Genomic DNA, 20,413 nt, shown 5'->3' with positions numbered 1-20,413 from the left:
CCTAGGCGACACCCCTGCGGCGCCGGATGGCGAGCCCGGCCAGCCCGGCCCCGGCCAGCAGCGCCGTCCCGCCCAGGGCGAACGGCCACACCGGCCCGCCCGGCGCGAGCGCGCCGCCACCGGTCTCCGGATGCCCCTCGGGAACCCGGTGCTCGTGTTCGGCGGCCGGACGCCAGGGGTCGCCGGACTCCACCGTTCCCGGCCAGGAATCGGCCGGCTTCGGCTCGTGCGACCAGGACTCCTCGGCCCCGTGCTCGTCCGGCCCCGGCTCGGGCACGGGATCGCCGGAGGGCTCGTCGCAGAGGATCGGCAGCGGGAGGAGGCAGGTGGGCAGCTCGACCGGCAGCAGATCGTCGGACGAGGCGGCCGCCGAGGCAGGGCTGAGGCCTGCTGCCAGGCCCGCGCCCGCGATCGCGAAGGCGGCCATCGCGCCGGCCACGAGACGTCGCGCTCTTGCCATGTGAAGGCTCCAAGATCGGTTGGACGTCCCCCGATGCACAAGAGAGCCTTGCGAACTATTAGATCGGGAGTCAAGTTATGTGATCGAAGTGAAACCGACCGGACACGGAGGGTTTGGGATCTTTCTGGGGTGGCAGGAGAAAAGGCCGTAAAGGGGACGAAGGTCAGGGGTGAGCCGCCGTGAAGGGCAGCCTGCAGTTCATCGGCAACGCGACCGTGCTGATCCGCTACAACGGCTTCACGCTGCTGACGGATCCCAACTTCCTGCACCGGGGACAGCTCGCCTACCTCGGCTACGGTCTGGCCTCGCGCCGCCTCACCGACCCCGCCGTCGAGATCGAGGATCTGCCGCCGCTCGACGCGGTGGTGCTGTCCCACATGCACGGCGACCACTGGGACCGGGTGGCTCGCAAGGGCCTGGACAAGGCGACGCCGATCATCACGACGACCGCGGCGGCCGGTCGGCTGCGTCGCGGCGGCTTCCGCGCGAGCGTGGGGCTGGAGCAGTGGCAGCAGCACGAGCTGCACGGCCCCGGCGGCCTGGTGAAGATCACCGCCCTGCCGGCCAGACACGCGCCGGGCCCGGCCGAGGCACTGCTGCCGCCGGTGATCGGCACGATGCTGGAGTTCTGCAACCGGGACGAGCGGGTGGAACTGACCATGCACATCAGCGGCGACACCCTGCTCGACCGCCACCTCGACGCCATCCCGCGCCGCTTCCCCGACATCGACCTGGCCGTCGTGCACCTGGGCGGCACGAAGCTGCTCGGCACGATGCTGGTCACCATGGACGGCGAGCAGGGTGCCGCCTGGGTGGACCTGATCCGTCCGCACACCGTCGTGCCCGTGCACTACGACGACTACACCGTGTTCAGCTCGCCGCTGGACGACTTCCGCCACCACATCGAGCAGGCCGGACTGTCCGGCAAGGTCGTCTACCTGGAGAGGGGCGAGGTGCGCGAGCTGGTCCCGCACCACCTCGTACGCTGATCGGTCACGACACACCGGCCGGGCGCCGCAGCCGGCCGACGTTCCCCTCCACGAGCCGGCCGCACGGCCTGGGCGCGTGCTCTATTCCTCCTTGCCGGACCTGGCCCGGCTCGGCTGCACCCGCATCGGCTCGCCGGGCATCTTGGGGTAGTTGGGCGGGTAGGGCATGTCGCCGCGGTCGTCCTGGGCGTAGAGGTCGAGCAGGGGCGCGAGGGAGTAGGCGCGGTCGTCGATGCCCGCGTGCACGTCGCCCAGCTCGGCGAAGCGGGCGGGCACCGTGCGGATGTCGAAGTCGCGCGGGTCGGCGTCGGCCAGCTCGTCCCAGGTGAGCGGCGTCGAGACGGGCGCGTGCGGCCGGGCCCTGACGGAGTAGGCGCTGGCCACCGTGCGGTCTCTGGCGTTCTGGTTGTAGTCGATGAACACCCGCTCGCCGCGCTCCTCCTTCCACCACGCCGTGGTCACCAGGCCGGGATCACGCTCCTCCACGGCCCTGGCCAGGGCGATGCCGGCGTGGCGCACCTGGATGAAGTCCCAGCGCGGCTCGATGCGCACGGCGATGTGGGCGCCGCGGTTGCCCGACGTCTTGACGAACCCGTCCATCCCCAGGTCGGCCAGCACCTCGCGGGTGAGGAGCGCGGCCTCGCGCGCCGCGTCGAACTCCAGCCCGGGCTGTGGGTCGAGGTCGATGCGCAGCTCGTCGGGGTGTTCGGTGTCGGCGGCGCGCACCTGCCACGGGTGGAAGTCGATGGTGCCGAGGTTGGCGCAGTAGGCGATGGCGGCCACCTCGGTGACCCGCAGCGACTGAGCCGTGCGCCCGCTCGGGAACGTCACCGTGACCGGCTGGAGCCAGTCGGGATGCCGGGGCGGCATGCGCTTCTGGTAGATCGCGTCGGTCTGCACGCCGTCGGGGTGGCGCTTCAGGTTGGTGGGCCGGTCCTTGAGCGCCCGCAGCGCTCCCTCCCCGACGCTCACGTAATATTCCACCAGCTCCCGCTTGGTGGCGCCGATCCCAGGAAAATAGACCTTGTCGGGGTTGGTGACCTTGACGGTCCGCTCCCCCACCTCGAGTTCTATGTACGGCGATGCCATGCCACAGAACCTACTCCCCTCCTCCGACAAGGCGGGGTGGGCCCGTCCCGGAGCCTCCTCGGTGGCGGGACCGAGGGCTCGACGGGACGGGCCGCCAGACCGTCCGCCGCCGTTCCGGGCGCTGGCGCGCCACCCGGCCGGCCGTGGCGATCCCCCGGCGGCGCCAGCACGGGCGTGGGCTGTGCCGCTCGGTGGGATCCGCGGACGATCTCACCCCTTGGCAGGAGGCGATGAACACCCCCTTGCCGACAAAGACGCGAATTCGCACCAGAAAGGATGCTTCCCCGGCGGAGATCTCTTTTTGCCGGAAGTCGTACTCTGGAGACATGGACAAGGTCGTCAAGAGCGAGGCCGAGTGGCGGGCCCAGTTGTCCCCCGAGGAGTACCAGGTCCTCAGGGAGTCCGGCACCGAGCGCCCGTTCACGGGGGAGTACGTCGACACCAAGACCGAAGGGGTCTACTCGTGCCGCGCCTGCGGCGCCGAGCTCTTCCGGTCCGACACGAAGTTCGAGTCGCACTGCGGCTGGCCGAGCTTCTTCGAACCGTCCGCCTCCGAGGCGGTGAAGCTCATCGAGGACCGCAGCCTCGGGATGGTGCGCACGGAGGTGCGCTGCGCCCGGTGCGACTCGCACCTGGGGCACGTGTTCCACGGCGAGGGCTATGCGACGCCGACCGATGATCGGTACTGCATCAACTCGATCTCCCTTACCCTTGAACCCAAGGGGTGATCACATAACGACACCGCGTGCTGATCGCCCGCACCGGGTAGGAGAATCGTGTGCGTGGTGTCCATCTTCGCCACCGCTGGGTGACGATCGAGACCATAGGACGCGTGGTGACGCAGCGGTGCGAGCGGTGCGCCAAGACGCGGGTGCGCGTGCGCTAGACCGGGCGCCGGCCCGCGCCCGGCTCAGCCCGGTGCCGGATGCGTGACCCGGCAGCTGGTGTCGGACGGCCCCAGGATGTTGGCCAGCACCGGGTTGCCGTTCTCTCCGAACTCCGCCTGCACGAACACCACGGGACGGGCCACCCCGCGGGCGCGCAGGTAGTCGAGGCCGCGTTCGCAGAGCGTCAGTGCGGTGGCGGAGTTGCCGGCTGACTCCGGCAGATCCGTGTAGATCCGCAGATATCCGCCGACCGTGCGGATGTCCTTGAGCCGCTTCAGCGCCTTGTCGCCGGCTCCCCAGCGCGTACGGAAGAACTCCGCCGCCTCGCGGTCCGTGTGCCGCGACGGCCCGTCGGCCCGGTAACCGGCGACGTCACCGGGGTCGGGACCGCCCGCCGGCAGGTCATCCGGGTCGGTGGCGCCCGACACCTGCCCGGGCTCGGCCCCAGAGCTCGCGCCGGTCGCGCCCGCCTCCGGCGCCGGCCCGCCGCCGGTGGTTCTGGGCGGCGCGGGCCTGCGCACCTCGCGCGCCCTGGCCCGCGCACCGGCGTCCGCCCTCTCCTCCGCGCCGGCCCTGCCGGGCGACTCCGGCGAGCCGTTCACGCGCGCGCCGCCGCTGGGCAGGGCCGGCCCGGCTCCCGCCGCGGCGGGACGCCCGGCGGTGGTGGCGGCGGTCAGCACGCCGCTGACGGTCCCGTTGACGCCGAGCAGCACCGCCGCCCCGGCCAGCGCGATCGCACCCACCAGCAGCCCGCGCCTGCGGGTGCCGCGCCGTCCGCGCAGCCCTCGCCGGCGGGCCGCCGCCCGCCCGCGAACCCGCCGCCCGCGCCCCAGCGCATGACCACCCGCCGCATGACGACCCGCCGCCTGACCACCCGCCGCCTGACCACCCGCCGCCTGACCACCCGCCGCCTGACCACCCGCCGCATGACGACCGGTCGCGCGCCGGCCGGGCCCGCCCGGCTCGTCCACCCCGCCTCCCTGCCCGGACCCGTACGGGCCCGCGGTTGGAACGTGCCAGCCCTGTACGGGACCGCGCACGCCCGACGAACTAGGGATTTCCCTGATTGTGACAAGGCGGGCCGATCAAAACAGTTGGATCGCCGACTCGGGTCTTGATCTTTTGCAGCGGGACGGCGGCGCGCGTCAGGGGAGGGCGGCGACGAGTTCCTGCACCGGCTTGCGGGCGCCGGTGTAGAACGGGATCTCGACCCGGGTGTGCCGGCGGGCCTGCGCGCCGCGCAGCGTCCGCATCAGGTCGACGATCCTGTGCAGCTCGTCGGCCTCGAACGCCAGCATCCACTCGTAGTCGTTGAGCGAGAAGCACGCCACCGTGTTGGCCCGCACGTCGGGGTAGTCGCGCGCCATCCTGCCGTGCTCGGCCAGCATCGCCCGGCGCTCGGAGTCTTCGAGGAGGTACCACTCGTAGGAGCGGACGAACGGGTAGACGCTCACGTAGGCGCGCGGCTCCTCCTCGGCGAGGAAGGCCGGGATGTGCGACTTGTTGAACTCGGCCGGCCGGTGCAGCGCCATCGCCGACCAGACGGGCCTGCTGTGCCGGCCCAGCGTGGTGCGGCGGAACCGGGCGTAGACGTCCTGGAGGTCCTCGGGCGTGGGCGCGTGCCACCAGAACATGTAGTCGGCGTCGGCCCTGAACCCCGCCACGTCGTAGACCCCCCTGGTCACGACGTCCTTCCCGGCTGCCTGGTCGAGCAGCTCGGTGACCTCCCGCGCGAGGCCGTCGCGGTCGCTCGGGCACGGTTCGGCCGCCTGGAAGACCGACCACATCGTGTAACGGATCACCTGGTTGAGATCGCGGGCCTTGAGCCGCGCGGCGCCCTCTGTCATGGTGTTCATTCTCCTCGTAGCGACAGGTGGTCCAGAATCTGGGCGGCCGCCGTACGCGCGGCGCCGATGCATGCCGGGATGCCGATGCCGTCGTAGGCCGCGCCGCACACGGCCAGCCCCGGCTGCCCGGCCACCGCGGAACGCACCTTGGCCACCCGGTCGAGGTGGCCCACGTTGTACTGCGGCAGCGCCCCGCCCCAGCGCGTCACCCGGCTGTCCACGGGCAGCCCGCGCACGCCCATCACCTCGCCCATCTCGGCCATGGCCAGCGACACCAGCTCGGCGTCCTCGCGGTGAAGCAGGTGCTCCTCGCCGATCCTGCCGATCGAGCAGCGCAGGATCACCAGGTCTCTGGCCAGGTGAGGCCACTTCACCGAGCTGAACGTGACCGCCTTGACCGGCCGGCCCTCCGCGGGCGGCACCAGATAGCCGCTGACGGCGGGCGGCTCGGGAAAGGCGTCGACCGGGTAGGCGAGCGTGACGACGGCCATGCTGGCGTAGTCGATCCTGGCCAGCTCGGTCGCCGCCTTGGGCGCCTCGTCCTTGAGCAGCCGGCTCGCGGCGGGCCCGGGCACGGCCACGATCACCGCGTCCGCCTCGATGGTCTCGGGCCTCGGCACGGGGCCCGTCACGAGCCGCCAGCCGTGCTCTGTCCTGTGCAGCTCGCGGGCGGTCACTCCGGTCCTGACGTCGGCGCCGGACGCCTTGGCGACCGCCTCGGGCAGGCCGCCGACACCGTTCTTGAGCGAGGTGAAGACGGGCCCCGCGTCCTTCGGCGCGTCCTCGACGAGCTGCCGGGCCGCGGACAGCAGCGAGCGCTCAGAGCGTGCCACGGCCGCCACGCGCGGCATCGTGGCCTCCAGCGACAACATGTCGGAACGGCCCGCGTAGACGCCGCCGAGCAGCGGCTCGACCAGCCGCTCCACGACCTCCGAACCCATCCTGGCGCGGATGTAGGCGGCCACCGACACGTCGGTGCGCACCAGGGTGGGCGGCAGGAACTGGTCGAGCGGCACGCGCAGCAGCCCGCCGGGCGAGACGATGCCGGACCTCGCCAGCTCGGTCAGGTCGGACGGCACGCCCATGACCTGGCCCTTCGGCAGGTGACGGAGCGTGCCCCTGGTGTAGACGGCCGAACGCGTCGTGCCGGGGAACACCAGCTCCTCCCCGAGCCCGACCGCCCTGGCCAGCTCGGCGCCCTCGGGCCGGCGGGCCAGCATGGCCTCCGCTCCCGCGTCGACGCTCACCCCGGCGACCTCCGAGGCGTACAGCTTGCCGCCGATGCGCGGTGAACCCTCGAGGACCGTCACCTTCACCCGCTCGCCCGCGCCCTGGCGGAGGTGCCACGCGGCGGCCAGGCCGGAGATCCCGCCGCCGACCACCACCACGTGCGCCCGATTCCCTTCCACGCCTCCCGACGCTACCGCCTCACAACGCCGCCCACCCGCCCGGGTCGCCCACCTGACCGAGCCCGCCTCCACGCAGTGGAGGCGATGAGCTCGATGCCGGACCGTGATTTGCGCCGTCAAACCGGGGTGATCCGGGAGCCGTCATAAGGGCATGAGACGAATGCGGTACGGCATCGCGTTATCGGCGGCCTGCGCCGTCACGCTCCTGGGAGGCTGCGCCGGCGGCGGCCGCCTGTCGGCAGGCGAGCCGGCCATGGACACCACGCAGGCGCGGTCCGAGCAGTACGGCGTCGGGCAGCCCAGGCCCGAGGCGCAGTCCACCGAACAGCCCCGCGCGAAGGCGGACGGGGGCGGCGGGGACGGCGTCGTCTCCGGCGTCAAGGTGACCCGGCAGGAGCGGCAGGTCATCTACACCGGGAGCATGACCGTGCGCGCTGAGCGGGTCTCCACCGCCGTGCAGCAGGCCAAGCAGATCGTCACCGCGGCCGGCGGCCACCTGTCCAGGGAGGAGAGCAACTCGGCCGGCGCCACCAAGGACTCGGCCACGCTGGAGTTCAAGATCCCGCCGGCGAGGTACGCCGAGGTGACCGGCCGGCTCGGCAAGGACCTGGGCAGGCAGCTGTCCATGAACCAGGCCACCCAGGACGTCACGCTCCAGGTGGCTGACGTGGAGAGCCGGCTCAAGTCGGCGGAGCAGTCGCTGGAGTCGCTGCGTACGCTGCTGAAGAAGGCCGAGACGATCGGCCAGGTGCTGCAGGTCGAGCGGGAGATCTCCGATCGCGAGGCGGACCTGGAGTCGCTGCAGGCCCAGCAGAAGGAGCTGGCCGCGCAGGTCGCGATGGCGACGTTGACGCTCCGGCTGGTGGGGCCGGTGGCTACGGTGAGCGACCCCGACGAGGAGCCGGCGGGCTTCTTCGGCGGGCTGAAGGCCGGGTGGGGTGCGCTGGTGTCGTTCGTGAAGGTGGCGCTCACGATGCTCGGTGCGGTGCTGCCGTGGGTGGTCGTCTCGCTGCCGCTGCTCGCCCTGGTGATCTATCTGGTACGCCGTGACCGCGCCGCCCGTTCCCTGGTCGCGTCTGCTCCCCCGGGCCGGAAACCGGGCGGCCCGGGCCCCACAACCGTCTGAGCACCGGCACAGGGCGATGCGCGGGCCAGGAGTCAGGCCGGGGCGCCGGCTTCGTGGACGAGGTCGGTCAGGCGCTTGAGCTGGTCGGGGTCGGTCGAGGGCAGGACGCCGTGGCCGAGGTTGAAGACGTGCCCCTCGGCCGCCCGGCCGCGCCGCAGCACGTCGCGGGCCCTGCGTTCGGTCACGTCCCACGGCGCCAGCAGGACGGCCGGGTCGAGGTTGCCCTGCAGCGCCTTGCCGGGGCCGACCCGGCGGGCCGCCTCGTCGAGCGGCACCCTCCAGTCGACCCCGACCACGTCGGCGCCCGCCTCGCCCAGCACGCCCAGCAGCTCGCCCGTGCCCACACCGAAGTGGATGCGCGGCACGTCCTGGACGCCTTCGAGGATGCGCCGGGTGTGGGGCAGGACGAACTCGCGGTAGTCGTCCGGCGCCACCGCCCCCACCCAGGAGTCGAAGAGCTGCACGGCGGAGGCGCCGGCCGCGACCTGGATGCGCAGGTGTTCCAGGACGATGGCGGACAGGCGCTCCATGAGGGCGTGCCACAGCTCGGGCGCGCCGTACATCATGGCCTTGGTCCTGTCGTGGTTCTTCGACGGGCCGCCCTCGATCAGGTAGGAGCCGAGGGTGAACGGCGCGCCCGCGAAGCCGATCAGCGGCGTGCCGCCCAGCTCTCCGGTGAGCGCCTGGATGGCCTCGGTGACGTACGGCACGTCGCCGGGCTCCAGCGGGCGCAGCGCGTCGAGGCCCTTGGCGTCGCGGATCGGGTCGGCCACGACCGGGCCGACGCCCGGCTTGATGTCGAGGTCGATGCCGATGGCCTTGAGGGGGACGACGATGTCGCTGAAGAAGATGGCCGCGTCCACGCCGTAACGGCGGACCGGCTGCATGGTGATCTCGACGATCAGCTCGGGCGTCGCGCACGCGGTGAGCATGGGCACGCCCTCGCGGACCTTGAGGTATTCCGGCAGCGAGCGCCCGGCCTGGCGCATGTACCAGACCGGGGTGTGCGGGACGGGCTGGCGGCGGCAGGCACGCAGGAACGCTGAGTCGGCGAGGTTCACCCCACAAGCGTGCCACGCCGGGGCACCGGTCCCGCCAGCGGACGGGGTCCTGCGGCGGGCCATGGCCGCAGGCGGGGCCGCGTCATGTGACGGAGGCGGACAGGCGTCCGGGGCGGAAGCGGATCCGTGCCGGGCGATGGAGGCGGAACGGTGTCCGGCGGCGGATTCCGCGGCGACACGAAGCGGCCGTGTCGGGAAAAACATCCATTGGACCTAGCAAATCATGATCAGATGGCCGGATGAAGGTTTACCCGTCTGCTCGGCGTCGGCGTCCCACACGGGTCGAACACACCCCATGCCCGCCCAGAGAGCCGGTCTCGACTGAGTTAAATGTTCGCCAAGCAACCGCGCGGCATCGATTCAGCGACCACTTTCGGGACACGCCGAGCGCGTTGCGGGGAATTGTCATCGGCTCGTGCCAACGTCGGAGCCACAACCCGAAGAAAGGCCCCGCTTCGATGACTCGTGCGATGCCCGCGTTGTGGAGTTTCCCAGAGCGCCGCAGTGAGTGTTGCCCGTCCTGTGCCGGTGTGCGCCCGTTCGAGCAGCCTCCGTGTGCCGACGGGCACGAGCAGGGCGAGTGCCCCGAGTGGGCCTGCGCCGAGTGCGGCCACGCGATCCTTCTCGGCTCCGCCGAGTCCACCCGGCCCGTTCGCCAGCTCGTTACGGCGGCGGCTTGATCACCAAAGATGAGCACCCCCGTGGTCCCCTTCCGTCCGTCTTCGTCCTACGCTTCGGCTATGACACTCGGTGACCAGCCACCGCCTCCCGCCGAGTTCACCCGTGCGGCGGAGAGTCTGCGGTTGTCCGAGGTCCGGCCGGAGATCGAGCTGGAGGACCTGCCCGCGCCGCAGCGGCTGGCCCCCTATTCCGCCGCCATCGGCGCCTCCGTCTACCGCGACGACGACGAGCTCGCGGTCGGCCGGCTGATCCTCCTCTACGACCCCGACGGCCAGCGCGGCTGGGAGGGCCCGTTCCGCCTGGTCGCCTACGTCAGGGCCGACATGGAGCCCGAGATCACCTCCGACCCGCTGCTCGGGCCAGTGGCCTGGAGCTGGCTGACCGAGGCCCTCGACGCGCACCAGGCCGGCTATTCCGCCGCCGGCGGCACGGTGACGAGAGCCGTGTCCGAGGGGTTCGGCAACAAGGCCGACGACCCGGTCACGACCGAGCTCGAGCTGCGGGCGTCCTGGTCTCCCGCCCAGGAGGATCTCTCCGGCCATGTCGCCGCCTGGTGTGACCTGATGTGCCTGGCTGCGGGGATGCCGCCGCTCCCGCCCGACGTGGCCGCGCTGCCGCGCCGACATGACGACCAGACGTGATGCGTACTCCGACGCCGATCCGCCCGGGTACGCGGAACGTTTCCCTGTCTCGCTACGCTGGAATGCGTTTCCTCTCCGGCTGTGGGTCGGAGTAGCCACGGAAAAGGTCGAATGACAGAAGAACGCACAGTCGAGCCGCTGCTCGAACCCCGCGAGGGCATCCCGCCGGTCATCGCGGACGCGGCCGGGCTGGCCACGGTCGTGGCGCGGTTCGCCGCGGGAGGCGGCCCCGTCGCCGTCGACGCCGAGCGGGCCTCCGGCTACCGCTACGGCAACCGCGCCTACCTGGTGCAGCTGCGCAGGGCCGGCGCCGGCTCCGCGCTGATCGACCCGGTCGGCTGCCCCGATCTTTCCGCCCTCGACCAGGCCGTGGCCGACGCGGAGATCGTGCTGCACGCCGCCTCCCAGGACCTGCCGTGCCTCATGGAGCTGGGGTTCAGGCCGCGGGAGATGTTCGACACCGAGCTGGCCGGGCGGCTGCTCGGCTACGAGCGGGTGGGCCTCGGCACGATGGTCGAGACCGTGCTCGGGCTGCGGCTGGAGAAGGGCCACTCGGCGGCCGACTGGTCCACCAGGCCGTTGCCGGAAGACTGGCTGCGCTACGCCGCGCTCGACGTGGAGGTGCTGGTCGAGCTCCGCGACGTGCTCCACGAGCAGCTGGCGGAGAGCGGGAAGCTGGAGTGGGCGCGCGAGGAGTTCGCCGCCGTGCTCAACACCCCGCCGCCGGTGCCGCGGTCCGACCCGTGGCGCCGCACGTCGGGCATCCACAAGGTGCGCAACGTACGCGCGCTGGCCATCGTGCGCGAGTTGTGGACCATGCGCGATCGCATCGCGCGCGAGGCCGACCTGGCGCCCGGCAGGGTGCTGCCCGATACCGCCATCGTCACCGCGGCGCTCGAAGGGCCCCGTACCAAGAAGGCATTGACCGAAATTTCGGCATTCACCGGGCGAAGCGCGCGACGACACATGAGCGACTGGCTCGCCGCGGTGGCCAGGGCCCGCGCGCTGCCCGACAGCCAGCTCCCCCAGCCGAGCACACCAGGCGACGGGCCGCCACCGCCCAACCGGTGGGCCGACCGTGACCCGGCCGCCGCCAAGCGGCTGGCGGCGGCACGGGCGGTGGTGTCCGCGCTGGCCGACGAGTTCCACATGCCGACGGAGAACCTGCTGCAACCCGACGCCGTCCGCAGACTGACCTGGGAGCCGCCGGCCGAGATCACCGACGAGAGCGTGACCGCGCGGTTGCGCGAGCTCGGGGCTCGCGAGTGGCAGCTGTCGCTCGCCGCCCACCCCATCGCCAAGGCGCTGGCCAGGCTGGAGCCGCGCGGCTAGCGCCGAGCACGGCGGCCTCCGCGCGGGGCCGCCACCCGGTGTGCGGGCCTCCTGACGGCCCGCGCCACTTGACGCCCTGGGCCGCACGGCCGTACGGTTCGGGAAAGCGCTTTCCATCCGTTTGTCCTGAAGGGATCTTCATGAGCGTGCGCACCATAGGCGTCGTGATGAACGGCGTCACCGGACGGATGGGCTATCGCCAGCATTTGGTCCGTTCCGTTCTGGCCATCAACGAGCAGGGCGGCGTCGCGCTCTCGGACGGCGGAAAGGTCAAGCTCAAGCCCATCCTGGTCGGACGTAATGCCGACAAACTTGCAGATATTGCTACTAAGCACAACATTTCGGATTTCACTACAGAACTGGACGCGGCCCTCGCCGACGACGGCAACCTCATTTACTTCGACGCCCAGGTCACCAGCGCCCGCGTCAAATCCGTGCTCAAGGCCATCGAGGCGGGCAAGCACATCTACGCGGAGAAGCCGACGGCCGAGTCCACGCAGGAGGCGGTCGCGCTGGCCGAGGCCGCCGCGGCCAAGGGCGTCAAGAACGGCGTCGTGCAGGACAAGCTGTTCCTCCCCGGCCTGCTCAAGCTGAAGCGGCTGATCGACGGCGGCTTCTTCGGCCGGATCCTGTCGGTGCGCGGCGAGTTCGGCTACTGGGTGTTCGAGGGAGACTGGCAGGAGGCGCAGCGGCCGTCGTGGAACTACCGGGCCGAGGACGGCGGCGGCATCGTGCTCGACATGTTCCCGCACTGGCACTACGTCATGGAGAACCTGTTCGGCAGGGTCCAGTCGGTCTACGCCAGGGCGGTGACGCACATCCCCGCCCGCGTGGACGAGCAGGGCGCCACGTACCAGGCCACCGCGGACGACGCCGCGTACGGGATCTTCGAGCTTGAAGGCGGCGTCATCGCGCAGATCAACTCCTCGTGGGCAGTCCGGGTGAACCGGGACGAACTAGTGGAGTTCCAGGTGGACGGCACGCACGGCAGCGCCGTGGCGGGCCTGCGCAACTGCCGCGTGCAGCACCGCTCCGCCACCCCCAAGCCCGTCTGGAACCCCGACCTGCCGGCCACGGCGCGCTTCCGCGACGGCTGGCAGGAGGTGCCGGACAACGCCGAGTTCGACAACGGGTTCAAGGTCCAGTGGGAGGCGTTCGTCCGTCACGTGGTGGAGGACGCGCCCTTCCCCAACGACTTCGCCTCGGGCGCCCGCGGCGTGCAGCTCGCCGAGCTGGGGCTGCGTTCCAACGCCGAGGGCCGCAGGATCGAGGTGCCGCAGCCGTGAGGATCGACCTGCCCGGCACCGGGGCGTACACGCTGAACGAGCGGACGGCCTGGCCGGTGCCGGACGCCCCGGCCACCAGCCGCGTCGTGTACGCCGCCGCACACGTGGTGGCCGACCCGCTGCGCGACAACACGCCCGGCTCCCCCGCGGCCGTCGACTGGGACGCCACCCTGCGTTTCCGCCGCCACCTGTGGTCGTACGGCCTGCGCGTCGCGGACGCCATGGACACCGCCCAGCGCAACATGGGCCTGGACTGGGCCGCGACCAAGGAGCTCATCCGGCGCAGCGCGGCCGAGGCGCGTATGGTCGGCGACCCCGCGACGCTGGTGTCCTGCGGCGCGGGCACCGACCACGCGCCCCGGGCCGCCGACCTGAACACGATCACGGCCGCGTACGCCGAGCAGATCGAGACCGTGCAGTCCGCCGGCGCCGGCGTCATCATCATGGCCTCCCGCCAGCTCGCGAGAGCCGCGACCGGCCCCAAGGACTACCACCAGGTGTACGGCAAGCTGTTCGGCCTGGTGGACCGGCCGGTGATCCTGCACTGGCTGGGCGAGATGTTCGACCCGCACCTGGCCGGCTACTGGGGCGCCCCTGACGTGGCGGCGGCGACCGAGTCGTTCCTGGAGCTCGTCCACGCCCACGCGCCCATGGTGGACGGGGTGAAGGTGTCGCTGCTGGACGAGGAGCACGAGGTGGGGCTGCGCGCCGCGCTCCCCGACGGGGTCAAGCTCTACACCGGCGACGACTTCAACTACCCGTCGCTGATCAGGTCGGGCTCGCACGCGCTGCTCGGCATCTTCGACGCCATCGCCCCGGCGGCGGCCGCCGCGCTGCGGGTGCTCGACGCGGCCGAGGCCGCCGGCGACGACGCGGGCCGCGACCGGCTGCTGGCGTCGTACGACGAGATCCTGGCCCCGACCGTCCCCCTGTCCAGGAAGATCTTCGAGACGCCGACGTACCACTACAAGACCGGCATCGTCTTCCTGGCCTGGCTGAACGGTCACCAGGACGCGTTCGCCATGGTGAACGGCGCCCAGTCGGCCCGCTCGCTGCTCCACCTGTCGGAGGTGTTCCGCCTGGCCGACCAGGCCGGGCTGCTGGCCGACCAGGAGCTCGCCGTGCGCCGCATGAAGGCGCTGCTGGCGGTGAACGGGCTGTGAGCCTCTCACTCAACCAGCGGACGACGCAGCGCTGGACCGTGGCCGAAGCCGTGGACGGATGCGTACGGCACGGCCTGGAGGCTGTCGGGCTGTGGCGGGAGAACGTCGCCGAGCAGGGCCTCGCGGAGAGCGTGAAGCTGGTACGGGCGGCCGGGCTGCGCGTGTCGTCGTTGTGCCGGGGCGGCTTCATGACGGCCGGCGGGCTGCCGGGCGACGAGGGCCGCCGTGCCTTCGCCCGCGCGCTCGACGACAACCGGCGGGCCATCGACGAGGCGGCGGAACTGGGGGCGGCCTGCCTGGTGATGGTGGTGGGCGGCCTGCCGGGGGTGACACCGGGCGAGCCGTTGCCACCCGGCCGCGCGGGCGCGCGCGGTGTGGCGGCGGGGGGGTTCTCGCGGGATCTGGCCGGGGCGCGGGAGCGGGTGGCCGAGGCGCTGGCGGAGCTGGCCCCCTACGCCGGGGAGCGGGGGGTCAAGCTGGCTCTCGAGCCCCTCCATCCCGTCTACTGTCCCGACCGGGCCGTCCTGTCCACTCTCGGTCAGGCGCTCGACCTGAGCCTGGCCTACCCGGAGGAGCAGGTCGGCGTGGTGGTGGACACCTTCCACGTCTGGTGGGACCCGAGGTTGTTCGACGACATCGCCCGCGCGGGCCGCAGGATCGTGTCGTACCAGGTGTGCGACTACCTGCACCCGCTGCCCGCGGACGTGCTGCTCGGCCGGGGCATGATGGGCGACGGCGTGATCGACTTCCCGCCGATCACGCGGGCCGTCCTGGCCGCCGGATACACCGGCGACGTCGAGGTGGAGATCTTCAACGCCGACATCTGGGCCGCGGACCCCGACGAGGTGGTGGCCACGATGAAGGCGCGCTACGAGGACGTGGTGCAGGCCACCGGCTGAGCCGTGGGGGGGCGTGCCGCTCCTCGCGGGGGACGGCACGGCTCCCGCTCGTACGGAGGCGTCAGGACGAGAGCGTCACGGTGCCCGCGGCGCCGTTCACGGTGATCTTCTGACCGGTGGTGACGCGGTGGGTGGCGTCGGCGACGCCGACGACGGCCGGGATGCCGTATTCCCTGGCCACCACCGCGCCGTGCGACATCGAGCCGCCCATCTCCATGACGAGCCCGCTCGCCGTCAGGAACAGCGGCGTCCAGCCGGGGTCCGTCGAGGGGCAGACCAGGATCTCGCCCGGCTCCAGGTGCGCGCCGATCGGGTCCATCACCACCCTCGCCACGCCCGTGACGGTGCCCGCCGACGCGGCCGTGCCGGTCAGCGCGCCGCTGGACGCGGCGGGGGTGGCGAGCGCCTCGGGCTCGGTGCCGTCGGAGAGCAGCACCCTGGGCACGTGCCTGCGGCGCGACTCCCGTTCGTACGCCTCCCGCCGCTCCGCCACGAGCCCGCGCAGGTCGCCGCCGCCCAGAGCGGTCCTGGCCTCTCTCAGGTCGAGGAAGAACACGTCCCGCGCCGCGTCCAGCACCCCGAGGCCGACCAGGTGCTCCCCCACCTGCAGCAGGCTTTGCCGCACCCCGGCGAGGATCTTGACCACGTAGAACTTGGGCAGCTCGCGCAGCCCCGCGTACATGCGCGTGCGCCCGAGCGCGAACCGCACCACGGCGGCCCGCCACCGGCCCTCGCGTCCGGCCTCGGCGGCCACCCGGGCGATCTCCGCCTGCGCCTCCCGCGCGCCCTTGGCGAACAGGGCGCCGGGCGCGAGGGCGGTGTCGCCGTCCATGCGCAGGTAGTTGGCGATCACGCCGAGGATGTGCGCGGGCTCCTCCGACCAGCGGGGGACGCCGAGGTCGATCTCGGCGACGCCGCGATGGCCGTACGTGTCCAGGAATCTGGTGATCTCTCGCTGGGCGATGGGCGGGAGCGTCCCCGCTCGGTAGCGGCGGACCAGTTCCTCCACCGGCTCCGTCACGAACGGCTCGGGCTCGACGCGGGTGGACAGGTCCCACAGTTCCAGGTCCATCTCCGTGGTCGGGTTGTGCGCCACGCTGCGCAGGACGTCCTGCATGTCGCCGATCGGCACGCCGGAGAGCCTGGACGACAACGCGAACAGGCCGTAGCCCGTGATCGCGATCGGCATGATCGAGACGATGAGGGGGAACGCGCGGGAGAGCACGCGCTGGGCGTGGTCGAGGCGCTGCTCCGGGGTGGCCTCCGACGGCGGCGGCAGGCGCCGGTCGATCGCCTCGCCCACGCGGGCGGCGTACGCCAGGGCCCCGCCCGGCCTGGTCAGCGCGAGCAGCACCCGCGAGGGGGCGTGGACGCGGCGGGCGAAGCGGCGCAGGCCGCGGATCACCGGGCGGCGGGAGGTGTACGCCAGCGACAGCCGGGGATCCGTCACCAGCTGCTCGATGACCGGTCCTGTGCGCGCCTCGCCGAGTTGCAGCACGCGCGGCATGATGGCGCGGCCGGCCCTGCTGCGTACGGCGGTGGTGACGTCCATCCACAACCGCTGCCCCGACTCGGTCATCAGCGGAGGGCCGTCGAGGGGGTCGGCGGAGCCGTAGCCGAACAGCCCGGCCGCTCCCGAGGCGACCAGCTTGAGCGCCGACCGTCCCATGGGCGTGATCGGCCCCATGACGCCCTGGGCGACGTTGAAGGAGAAGTACGCCCGCAGCCCCGGTCCGGGGTTGTCCGGCAGCGGGTAGAGCGTGGTGATCGGGCGCGCCTGGGTGAGCCAGAGCCCGCCGTCGTGGCCGATGGCCCACTCGGTGTCCTGGGGGGCGCCGTAGTGGTCCTCGACGCGCGTGCCCAGCTCGGCCAGGGCGAGCACCTCGGCGTCGGTCAGGCAGAGTTCTCTCCCGCGTTCCCCGTCCGGAGCGTCGCCGGTGGTCTCGACGCGTTCGGTGCCGCCCCCGGGCAGCGCGCGGACGGCCAGCCGCTTGTCGCCCGCGCGGCGGTCGAGGATCTCGCCCCCGTGGACGACGAAGCGGTCGGGGTTCACGGCGCCGGAGACGACGGCCTCGCCGAGCCCGGGGGCCGCGTCGATGACGGCCTCGCGCCGCCGGCCCGTCACCGGGTTGGCGGTGAACATGACGCCGGAAACGCGCGCGTCCACCATGGTCTGGACGACCACGGCGAGCCGCACGGCGGCGTGGTCGATGCCGTTCGACTCGCGGTAGGCGACGGCGCGGTCGGTCCAGAGCGAGGCCCAGCAGCGGCGTACGGCGTCGACCACCGCGTCCGCGCCCACCACGTTGAGGAAGGTGTCCTGCTGCCCGGCGAAGCTGGCGAACGGCAGGTCCTCGGCCGTGGCGGAGGAGCGCACGGCCACCGGCACGTCGTCGCCGAGCGCGGCGTACGCCTTCACGATCGTCTCGCGCACGGCGCCGGGCACCGGGGCCCGCAGCAGGTGGCTCCTGGCGCGCTCGGCGAGCCCGTCGCCGCTGGTCTCCAGGCCCTCGGCGACCTGGCGGTAGGCCTGCGTGGTCAGCACCCAGCCGGGTGGTACGGGCAGCCCCGCCCGGGTCAGCTCGCCGAGGTTGGCGGCCTTTCCGCCCACCACGGCGAGCATTCCCGCGTCGATCTCGGAGAAGTCGAGTGCCGTGTTCATCAGCTTCATCCCTGCCCTTCAGCATCCTGACACGAGTGTCACGCTTTCCCGGCAGAAATTCAACACTTGATGAAAGGCGTCATAATTCCAGCGGCTCACCGTCCAGGTTCCACGCGGAATCGACGGCCACGCCGAGCGAGGCGAGCACCGTAGGAGCCACGTCCACCAGCCGGGGACCGGCCAGGCCACGATGGGCAAGGCGCTCCCCCAGCCGGTTGGCGATCACGAACACCCTGCGTTCCTCCTCCGAGACACCGCCGTGACCGCCCTCGTCCACGTGACCGTGGTCAGTGGTGACGAGCACGGTCCAGCGCTCGCGCGCGTACGAGGGCCGGGCGCGGACGGTGTCGAGCAGGCGCCCCAGGTAGGCGTCCTGGATCTGGAGGGCGGCGGTGTACTCGGGACAGTGCGGGCCGAGATCGTGGGCCACGTCGTCGGTGTCGCCGAGGTAGACGAACACGGCGTCAGGGTCGGTCTCCGCCAGGTGCCGCTCGGCCGCGGCGGCGACCCGCCCGTCGGCCTCGGCCCAGCCGATCGCGTAGCCGTCGAGCACGAACCGGTGGTCGACCGCCGGGCCGAACGCGCCGTGCTCGGCGAGCGCCGCCCAGGAGAAGAAGGCCGCGGTGTCCAGTTCGGGGCGGGCCTTCTTCGCACGAGTCAGAAAGTCCGGAAATTTCCGGAATTGGGGTGCGGTGAAGCTGTTGTCTACGACGCCGTGCTTGTCGGGCCAGGCCCCGGTGGCGATGGACGACCAGCCGGGCCCCGAGTCCGTACGCGACCTGATCACCCGGTCGCCGGCCGCCGGCTCGGGGGCTTTGGGCACGACCTCGCCGGGCGACTCCGTACGCGGCGTGCCGGCCTCACCGTAGGGGAGCATGCTGGTGCCGTACGCGCCGGAGGCCATCAGCCCGGCCAGCACCGGCGCGCCCACGGCCTGGAGCCGGTCGAAGCGCAGGCCGTCCATCCCGACGACAAGCACTTTGTTCTGAGAAGGGGACATCCCCCTATCTAAGCGGTGAAACGTCGCACCCAGTCGGCCGCGCCCGGCAGGATCTCCTCGACCGGAGCCACCTGCGGATACCACGTGCGCTCCCACTCCAGCGACACCCAGCCGCCGTAGCCCGCGCCGCGCAGCAGCCCGCCGGCCTCGTCGAGCGGCACGGACCCGGTCCACAGGGGCACCGGCGTGGTGTCGCGGGCCGAGACCGCGTCCTTGACCTGGACGTACGCGAGGTGGGGCCCGAACGCGGCGAGCGAGTCGGCCGGCGGCTCGCCGTTGCGCCAGGGGTGCAGCAGGTCCCACAGCGCGCCGGTGGTCCCGGGGCAGCCCGTCTCGGCGAGCAGGGCGGCCACGGCGGCGCCGGTGGCCATGTCGTCGTGCGTCTCGACGAGTACGCGGCAGCCGAGGGCGCCCGCCGTACCGGAGACCGCTCGGAGCCTGCGGGCGCCGACGGCCGGATCGTCGCCACGAGGGAAGACGCGCACGCCGGGAGCGCCCAGGTCGGCGGCGAGCCGCAGGTCGGCGAGGAGCGCCGCGACGACGGGTTCGTCCGGGCCCGGCTCACAAACACCGACATAGCCAGCAAGGGCCGAGATTTCCAGGCCCGCCCGCTCCACCCGCTCCCGCACCGACCGCCGCTCCGCGGCGTCCAGGCCGGCGTGCACGCCGGTCTCGGGGTGCAGCCGCAACTCGAGCCCCTGGCAGCCGCCTCCGGCCGCGATCTCGATCGCCCTGTCGAGCCCCTCGCCGGGCATGCCCAGCGTGCTGACCGCCAGCCTCACGTCATCCTCCGCACGCTCTCCCGCAGCACGACCTCGCCCGCGACCTGCTCGACCACGACCGGATCTCCTTCACCCAGCGCCAGCTCCAGCGCCCGTGCCCCCATGTCCTTCAGCGGCAGGCGCACGGTCGTCAGAGCGGGCACGTGATCACGCAGCGTGACGATGTCGTCGAACCCGGCCACAGAGACGTCGTCGGGCACCCGGACGCCGCGCTCCCGATAGGCCGCGAGCGCCCCGACCGCCATCACGTCGTTGACCGCGAACACGCAGGTCACGTCGCCTGCCTGCGAGGCCGCGGCGTAGCCGCCGTCGCGGTCGAACGGCCCGTGGATCACCTGCGGCGCGGGCAGCCCCAGCTCCTCCAGCGCCTCGACGAACCCGGCGCAGCGGTCGGCCGCCGTCACCAGGTGCGGGGGCCCTGCCAGCACCGCGAACCGCTTGTGCCCCAGCTCGGCCAGGGCCCGGGCCAGCTCGGCCGCGCCCCGCCGGTTGGCCGGCGCGACCGTGTCGACGCCGAGCAGGTCCTGGCCCACGCAGGCCGCCCGCCCGCCGCCCGCCTGGTATCGGGCCAGCTCGTCGCGCAGGCGTCCGGTGACCGCCGGGTCGGCCACGCGCGAGCCGACGAGCAGGACCGCCCTGACGCGCTGGGCGTTGAGCGTCGCCACGTAGGCGATCTCCTGCTCGGGATCACGATGCGTGGTGCCCACCATGACGAGCAGGCCTTCGGTGGCCGCAGCCCGCATGGCACCGTCGGCCAGGGCCGCGAAATAGGGGTCGGTCAGGTCGTGGACGACGATGCCGATGACGTTGCTCGCGCCGCGGGCCAGCGTCTGGGCCGCGATGTTGGCGCGGTAGCCCAGCTCGTCGGCGGCCTGCTCGACCCGCGCCCGCAGGGCCGCGCCGACCTGGCGGGTGCTGCCGTTGAGCACCCGCGAGGCGGTCGCCAGCGAGACGCCCGCCTGCTTGGCGACGTCTTCAAGCGTGACCACGAGACCTCCCAGGAAAGCGGTTTCCAAGTCTGCCAGACCAGGACCTGGATCCGCATCCTACGGGTGGACCGCGGTCGTCGGCCCACCCGGAGAGTGGTCTGTCCTGCGCC

General features: G+C 72.4%; 18 protein-coding genes. 8 read left to right on the top strand and 10 right to left on the bottom strand.

Translation table 11 applies throughout. The features are described 5' to 3' along the window. Position 1 precedes the first annotated feature (1 nt). Entirely contained in the window at positions 2-460 is a 459-nt protein-coding gene (locus ACZ6SA_RS10215; protein WP_465827471.1) for a hypothetical protein, read from the bottom strand. A gap of 179 nt (positions 461-639) precedes the next feature. On the opposite strand from ACZ6SA_RS10215, the gene ACZ6SA_RS10210 reads away from it, so the two are divergent. After that, positions 640-1,449 carry an MBL fold metallo-hydrolase gene (locus ACZ6SA_RS10210; RefSeq protein ID WP_465827469.1) on the top strand — a complete coding sequence of 270 codons (810 nt, stop codon included), beginning with the start codon at positions 640-642 and terminating at the stop codon, positions 1,447-1,449. An 81-nt stretch (positions 1,450-1,530) separates the two neighbouring features. On the opposite strand, the gene ligD is transcribed toward ACZ6SA_RS10210, so the two are convergent. Beyond that, entirely contained in the window at positions 1,531-2,538 is a 1,008-nt protein-coding gene (gene ligD, locus ACZ6SA_RS10205; protein WP_347646765.1) for a non-homologous end-joining DNA ligase, read from the bottom strand. Between the two features lie 326 nt (positions 2,539-2,864). Between ligD and msrB the strand changes: the two genes are divergently transcribed. Beyond that, positions 2,865-3,266 carry a peptide-methionine (R)-S-oxide reductase MsrB gene (gene msrB, locus ACZ6SA_RS10200; protein ID WP_347646766.1) on the top strand — a complete coding sequence of 134 codons (402 nt, stop codon included), beginning with the start codon at positions 2,865-2,867 and terminating at the stop codon, positions 3,264-3,266. Between the two features lie 182 nt (positions 3,267-3,448). Here msrB and ACZ6SA_RS10195 read toward each other — a convergent pair whose 3' ends face one another. The 3 genes from ACZ6SA_RS10195 to hemG all read right to left on the bottom strand — a co-directional run bounded on the left by ACZ6SA_RS10195 (position 3,449) and on the right by hemG (position 6,681). Further along, the gene (locus tag ACZ6SA_RS10195) at positions 3,449-4,396 is read right to left on the bottom strand and encodes a hypothetical protein (protein ID WP_465827468.1); all 948 of its coding nucleotides are present in this window, start codon (positions 4,394-4,396) and stop codon (positions 3,449-3,451) included. A gap of 174 nt (positions 4,397-4,570) precedes the next feature. Then, positions 4,571-5,281: a hydrogen peroxide-dependent heme synthase gene (gene hemQ, locus ACZ6SA_RS10190; protein ID WP_443151192.1), complete on the bottom strand. Its 711-nt coding sequence runs from the start codon at positions 5,279-5,281 to the stop codon at positions 4,571-4,573. Then, positions 5,278-6,681 carry a protoporphyrinogen oxidase gene (gene hemG, locus ACZ6SA_RS10185; RefSeq protein ID WP_465827466.1) on the bottom strand — a complete coding sequence of 468 codons (1,404 nt, stop codon included), beginning with the start codon at positions 6,679-6,681 and terminating at the stop codon, positions 5,278-5,280. Before hemG ends, hemQ begins: the two co-directional genes overlap by 4 nt. Before the next feature lie 151 nt (positions 6,682-6,832). Between hemG and ACZ6SA_RS10180 the strand changes: the two genes are divergently transcribed. Continuing rightward, positions 6,833-7,807 carry a DUF4349 domain-containing protein gene (locus ACZ6SA_RS10180; RefSeq protein WP_465827464.1) on the top strand — a complete coding sequence of 325 codons (975 nt, stop codon included), beginning with the start codon at positions 6,833-6,835 and terminating at the stop codon, positions 7,805-7,807. Positions 7,808-7,839: 32 nt separating this feature from the next. On the opposite strand, the gene hemE is transcribed toward ACZ6SA_RS10180, so the two are convergent. Further along, complete coding sequence (hemE, locus tag ACZ6SA_RS10175) at positions 7,840-8,868, bottom strand: uroporphyrinogen decarboxylase (protein WP_347646771.1); 1,029 nt, start codon at positions 8,866-8,868, stop codon at positions 7,840-7,842. 740 nt (positions 8,869-9,608) lie between these two features. Between hemE and ACZ6SA_RS10170 the strand changes: the two genes are divergently transcribed. The 5 genes from ACZ6SA_RS10170 to ACZ6SA_RS10150 all read left to right on the top strand — a co-directional run bounded on the left by ACZ6SA_RS10170 (position 9,609) and on the right by ACZ6SA_RS10150 (position 14,870). Then, positions 9,609-10,190, top strand: coding sequence for a DUF3000 domain-containing protein (locus ACZ6SA_RS10170; RefSeq protein ID WP_347646772.1), 582 nt, complete (start codon positions 9,609-9,611; stop codon positions 10,188-10,190). Positions 10,191-10,301: 111 nt separating this feature from the next. After that, entirely contained in the window at positions 10,302-11,522 is a 1,221-nt protein-coding gene (locus tag ACZ6SA_RS10165; RefSeq protein ID WP_347646773.1) for an HRDC domain-containing protein, read from the top strand. A 140-nt stretch (positions 11,523-11,662) separates the two neighbouring features. Then, on the top strand, positions 11,663-12,808 hold the full coding sequence (locus ACZ6SA_RS10160; RefSeq protein ID WP_347646774.1) for a Gfo/Idh/MocA family protein: 1,146 nt from the start codon (positions 11,663-11,665) through the stop codon (positions 12,806-12,808). Continuing rightward, a complete protein-coding gene (locus ACZ6SA_RS10155) occupies positions 12,805-13,971 on the top strand; it encodes a dihydrodipicolinate synthase family protein (RefSeq protein WP_347646775.1) in 1,167 nt (388 codons plus the stop codon). The genes ACZ6SA_RS10160 and ACZ6SA_RS10155 overlap by 4 nt, the downstream gene beginning before the upstream one ends. After that, positions 13,968-14,870 carry a sugar phosphate isomerase/epimerase family protein gene (locus ACZ6SA_RS10150; protein WP_347646776.1) on the top strand — a complete coding sequence of 301 codons (903 nt, stop codon included), beginning with the start codon at positions 13,968-13,970 and terminating at the stop codon, positions 14,868-14,870. The genes ACZ6SA_RS10155 and ACZ6SA_RS10150 overlap by 4 nt, the downstream gene beginning before the upstream one ends. 61 nt (positions 14,871-14,931) lie before the next feature. Here ACZ6SA_RS10150 and ACZ6SA_RS10145 read toward each other — a convergent pair whose 3' ends face one another. The 4 genes from ACZ6SA_RS10145 to ACZ6SA_RS10130 all read right to left on the bottom strand — a co-directional run bounded on the left by ACZ6SA_RS10145 (position 14,932) and on the right by ACZ6SA_RS10130 (position 20,303). Further along, entirely contained in the window at positions 14,932-17,532 is a 2,601-nt protein-coding gene (locus ACZ6SA_RS10145) for a PEP/pyruvate-binding domain-containing protein (protein WP_347646777.1), read from the bottom strand. A gap of 79 nt (positions 17,533-17,611) precedes the next feature. Then, positions 17,612-18,511, bottom strand: a complete 900-nt coding sequence (locus ACZ6SA_RS10140) for an alkaline phosphatase family protein (RefSeq protein ID WP_347646778.1) — start codon at positions 18,509-18,511, stop codon at positions 17,612-17,614. A gap of 29 nt (positions 18,512-18,540) precedes the next feature. Next, positions 18,541-19,314, bottom strand: coding sequence for a sugar phosphate isomerase/epimerase family protein (locus ACZ6SA_RS10135; protein ID WP_465827462.1), 774 nt, complete (start codon positions 19,312-19,314; stop codon positions 18,541-18,543). Then, positions 19,311-20,303, bottom strand: coding sequence for a LacI family DNA-binding transcriptional regulator (locus ACZ6SA_RS10130; RefSeq protein ID WP_443151183.1), 993 nt, complete (start codon positions 20,301-20,303; stop codon positions 19,311-19,313). Before ACZ6SA_RS10130 ends, ACZ6SA_RS10135 begins: the two co-directional genes overlap by 4 nt. Positions 20,304-20,413: the final 110 nt, after the last annotated feature.

It is taken from the genome of Nonomuraea sp. NPDC049378 (assembly GCF_055586745.1).
The sequence above is the reverse complement of the archived record's forward strand: the minus strand, read 5'-3'. Positions and strand labels throughout refer to the sequence as shown.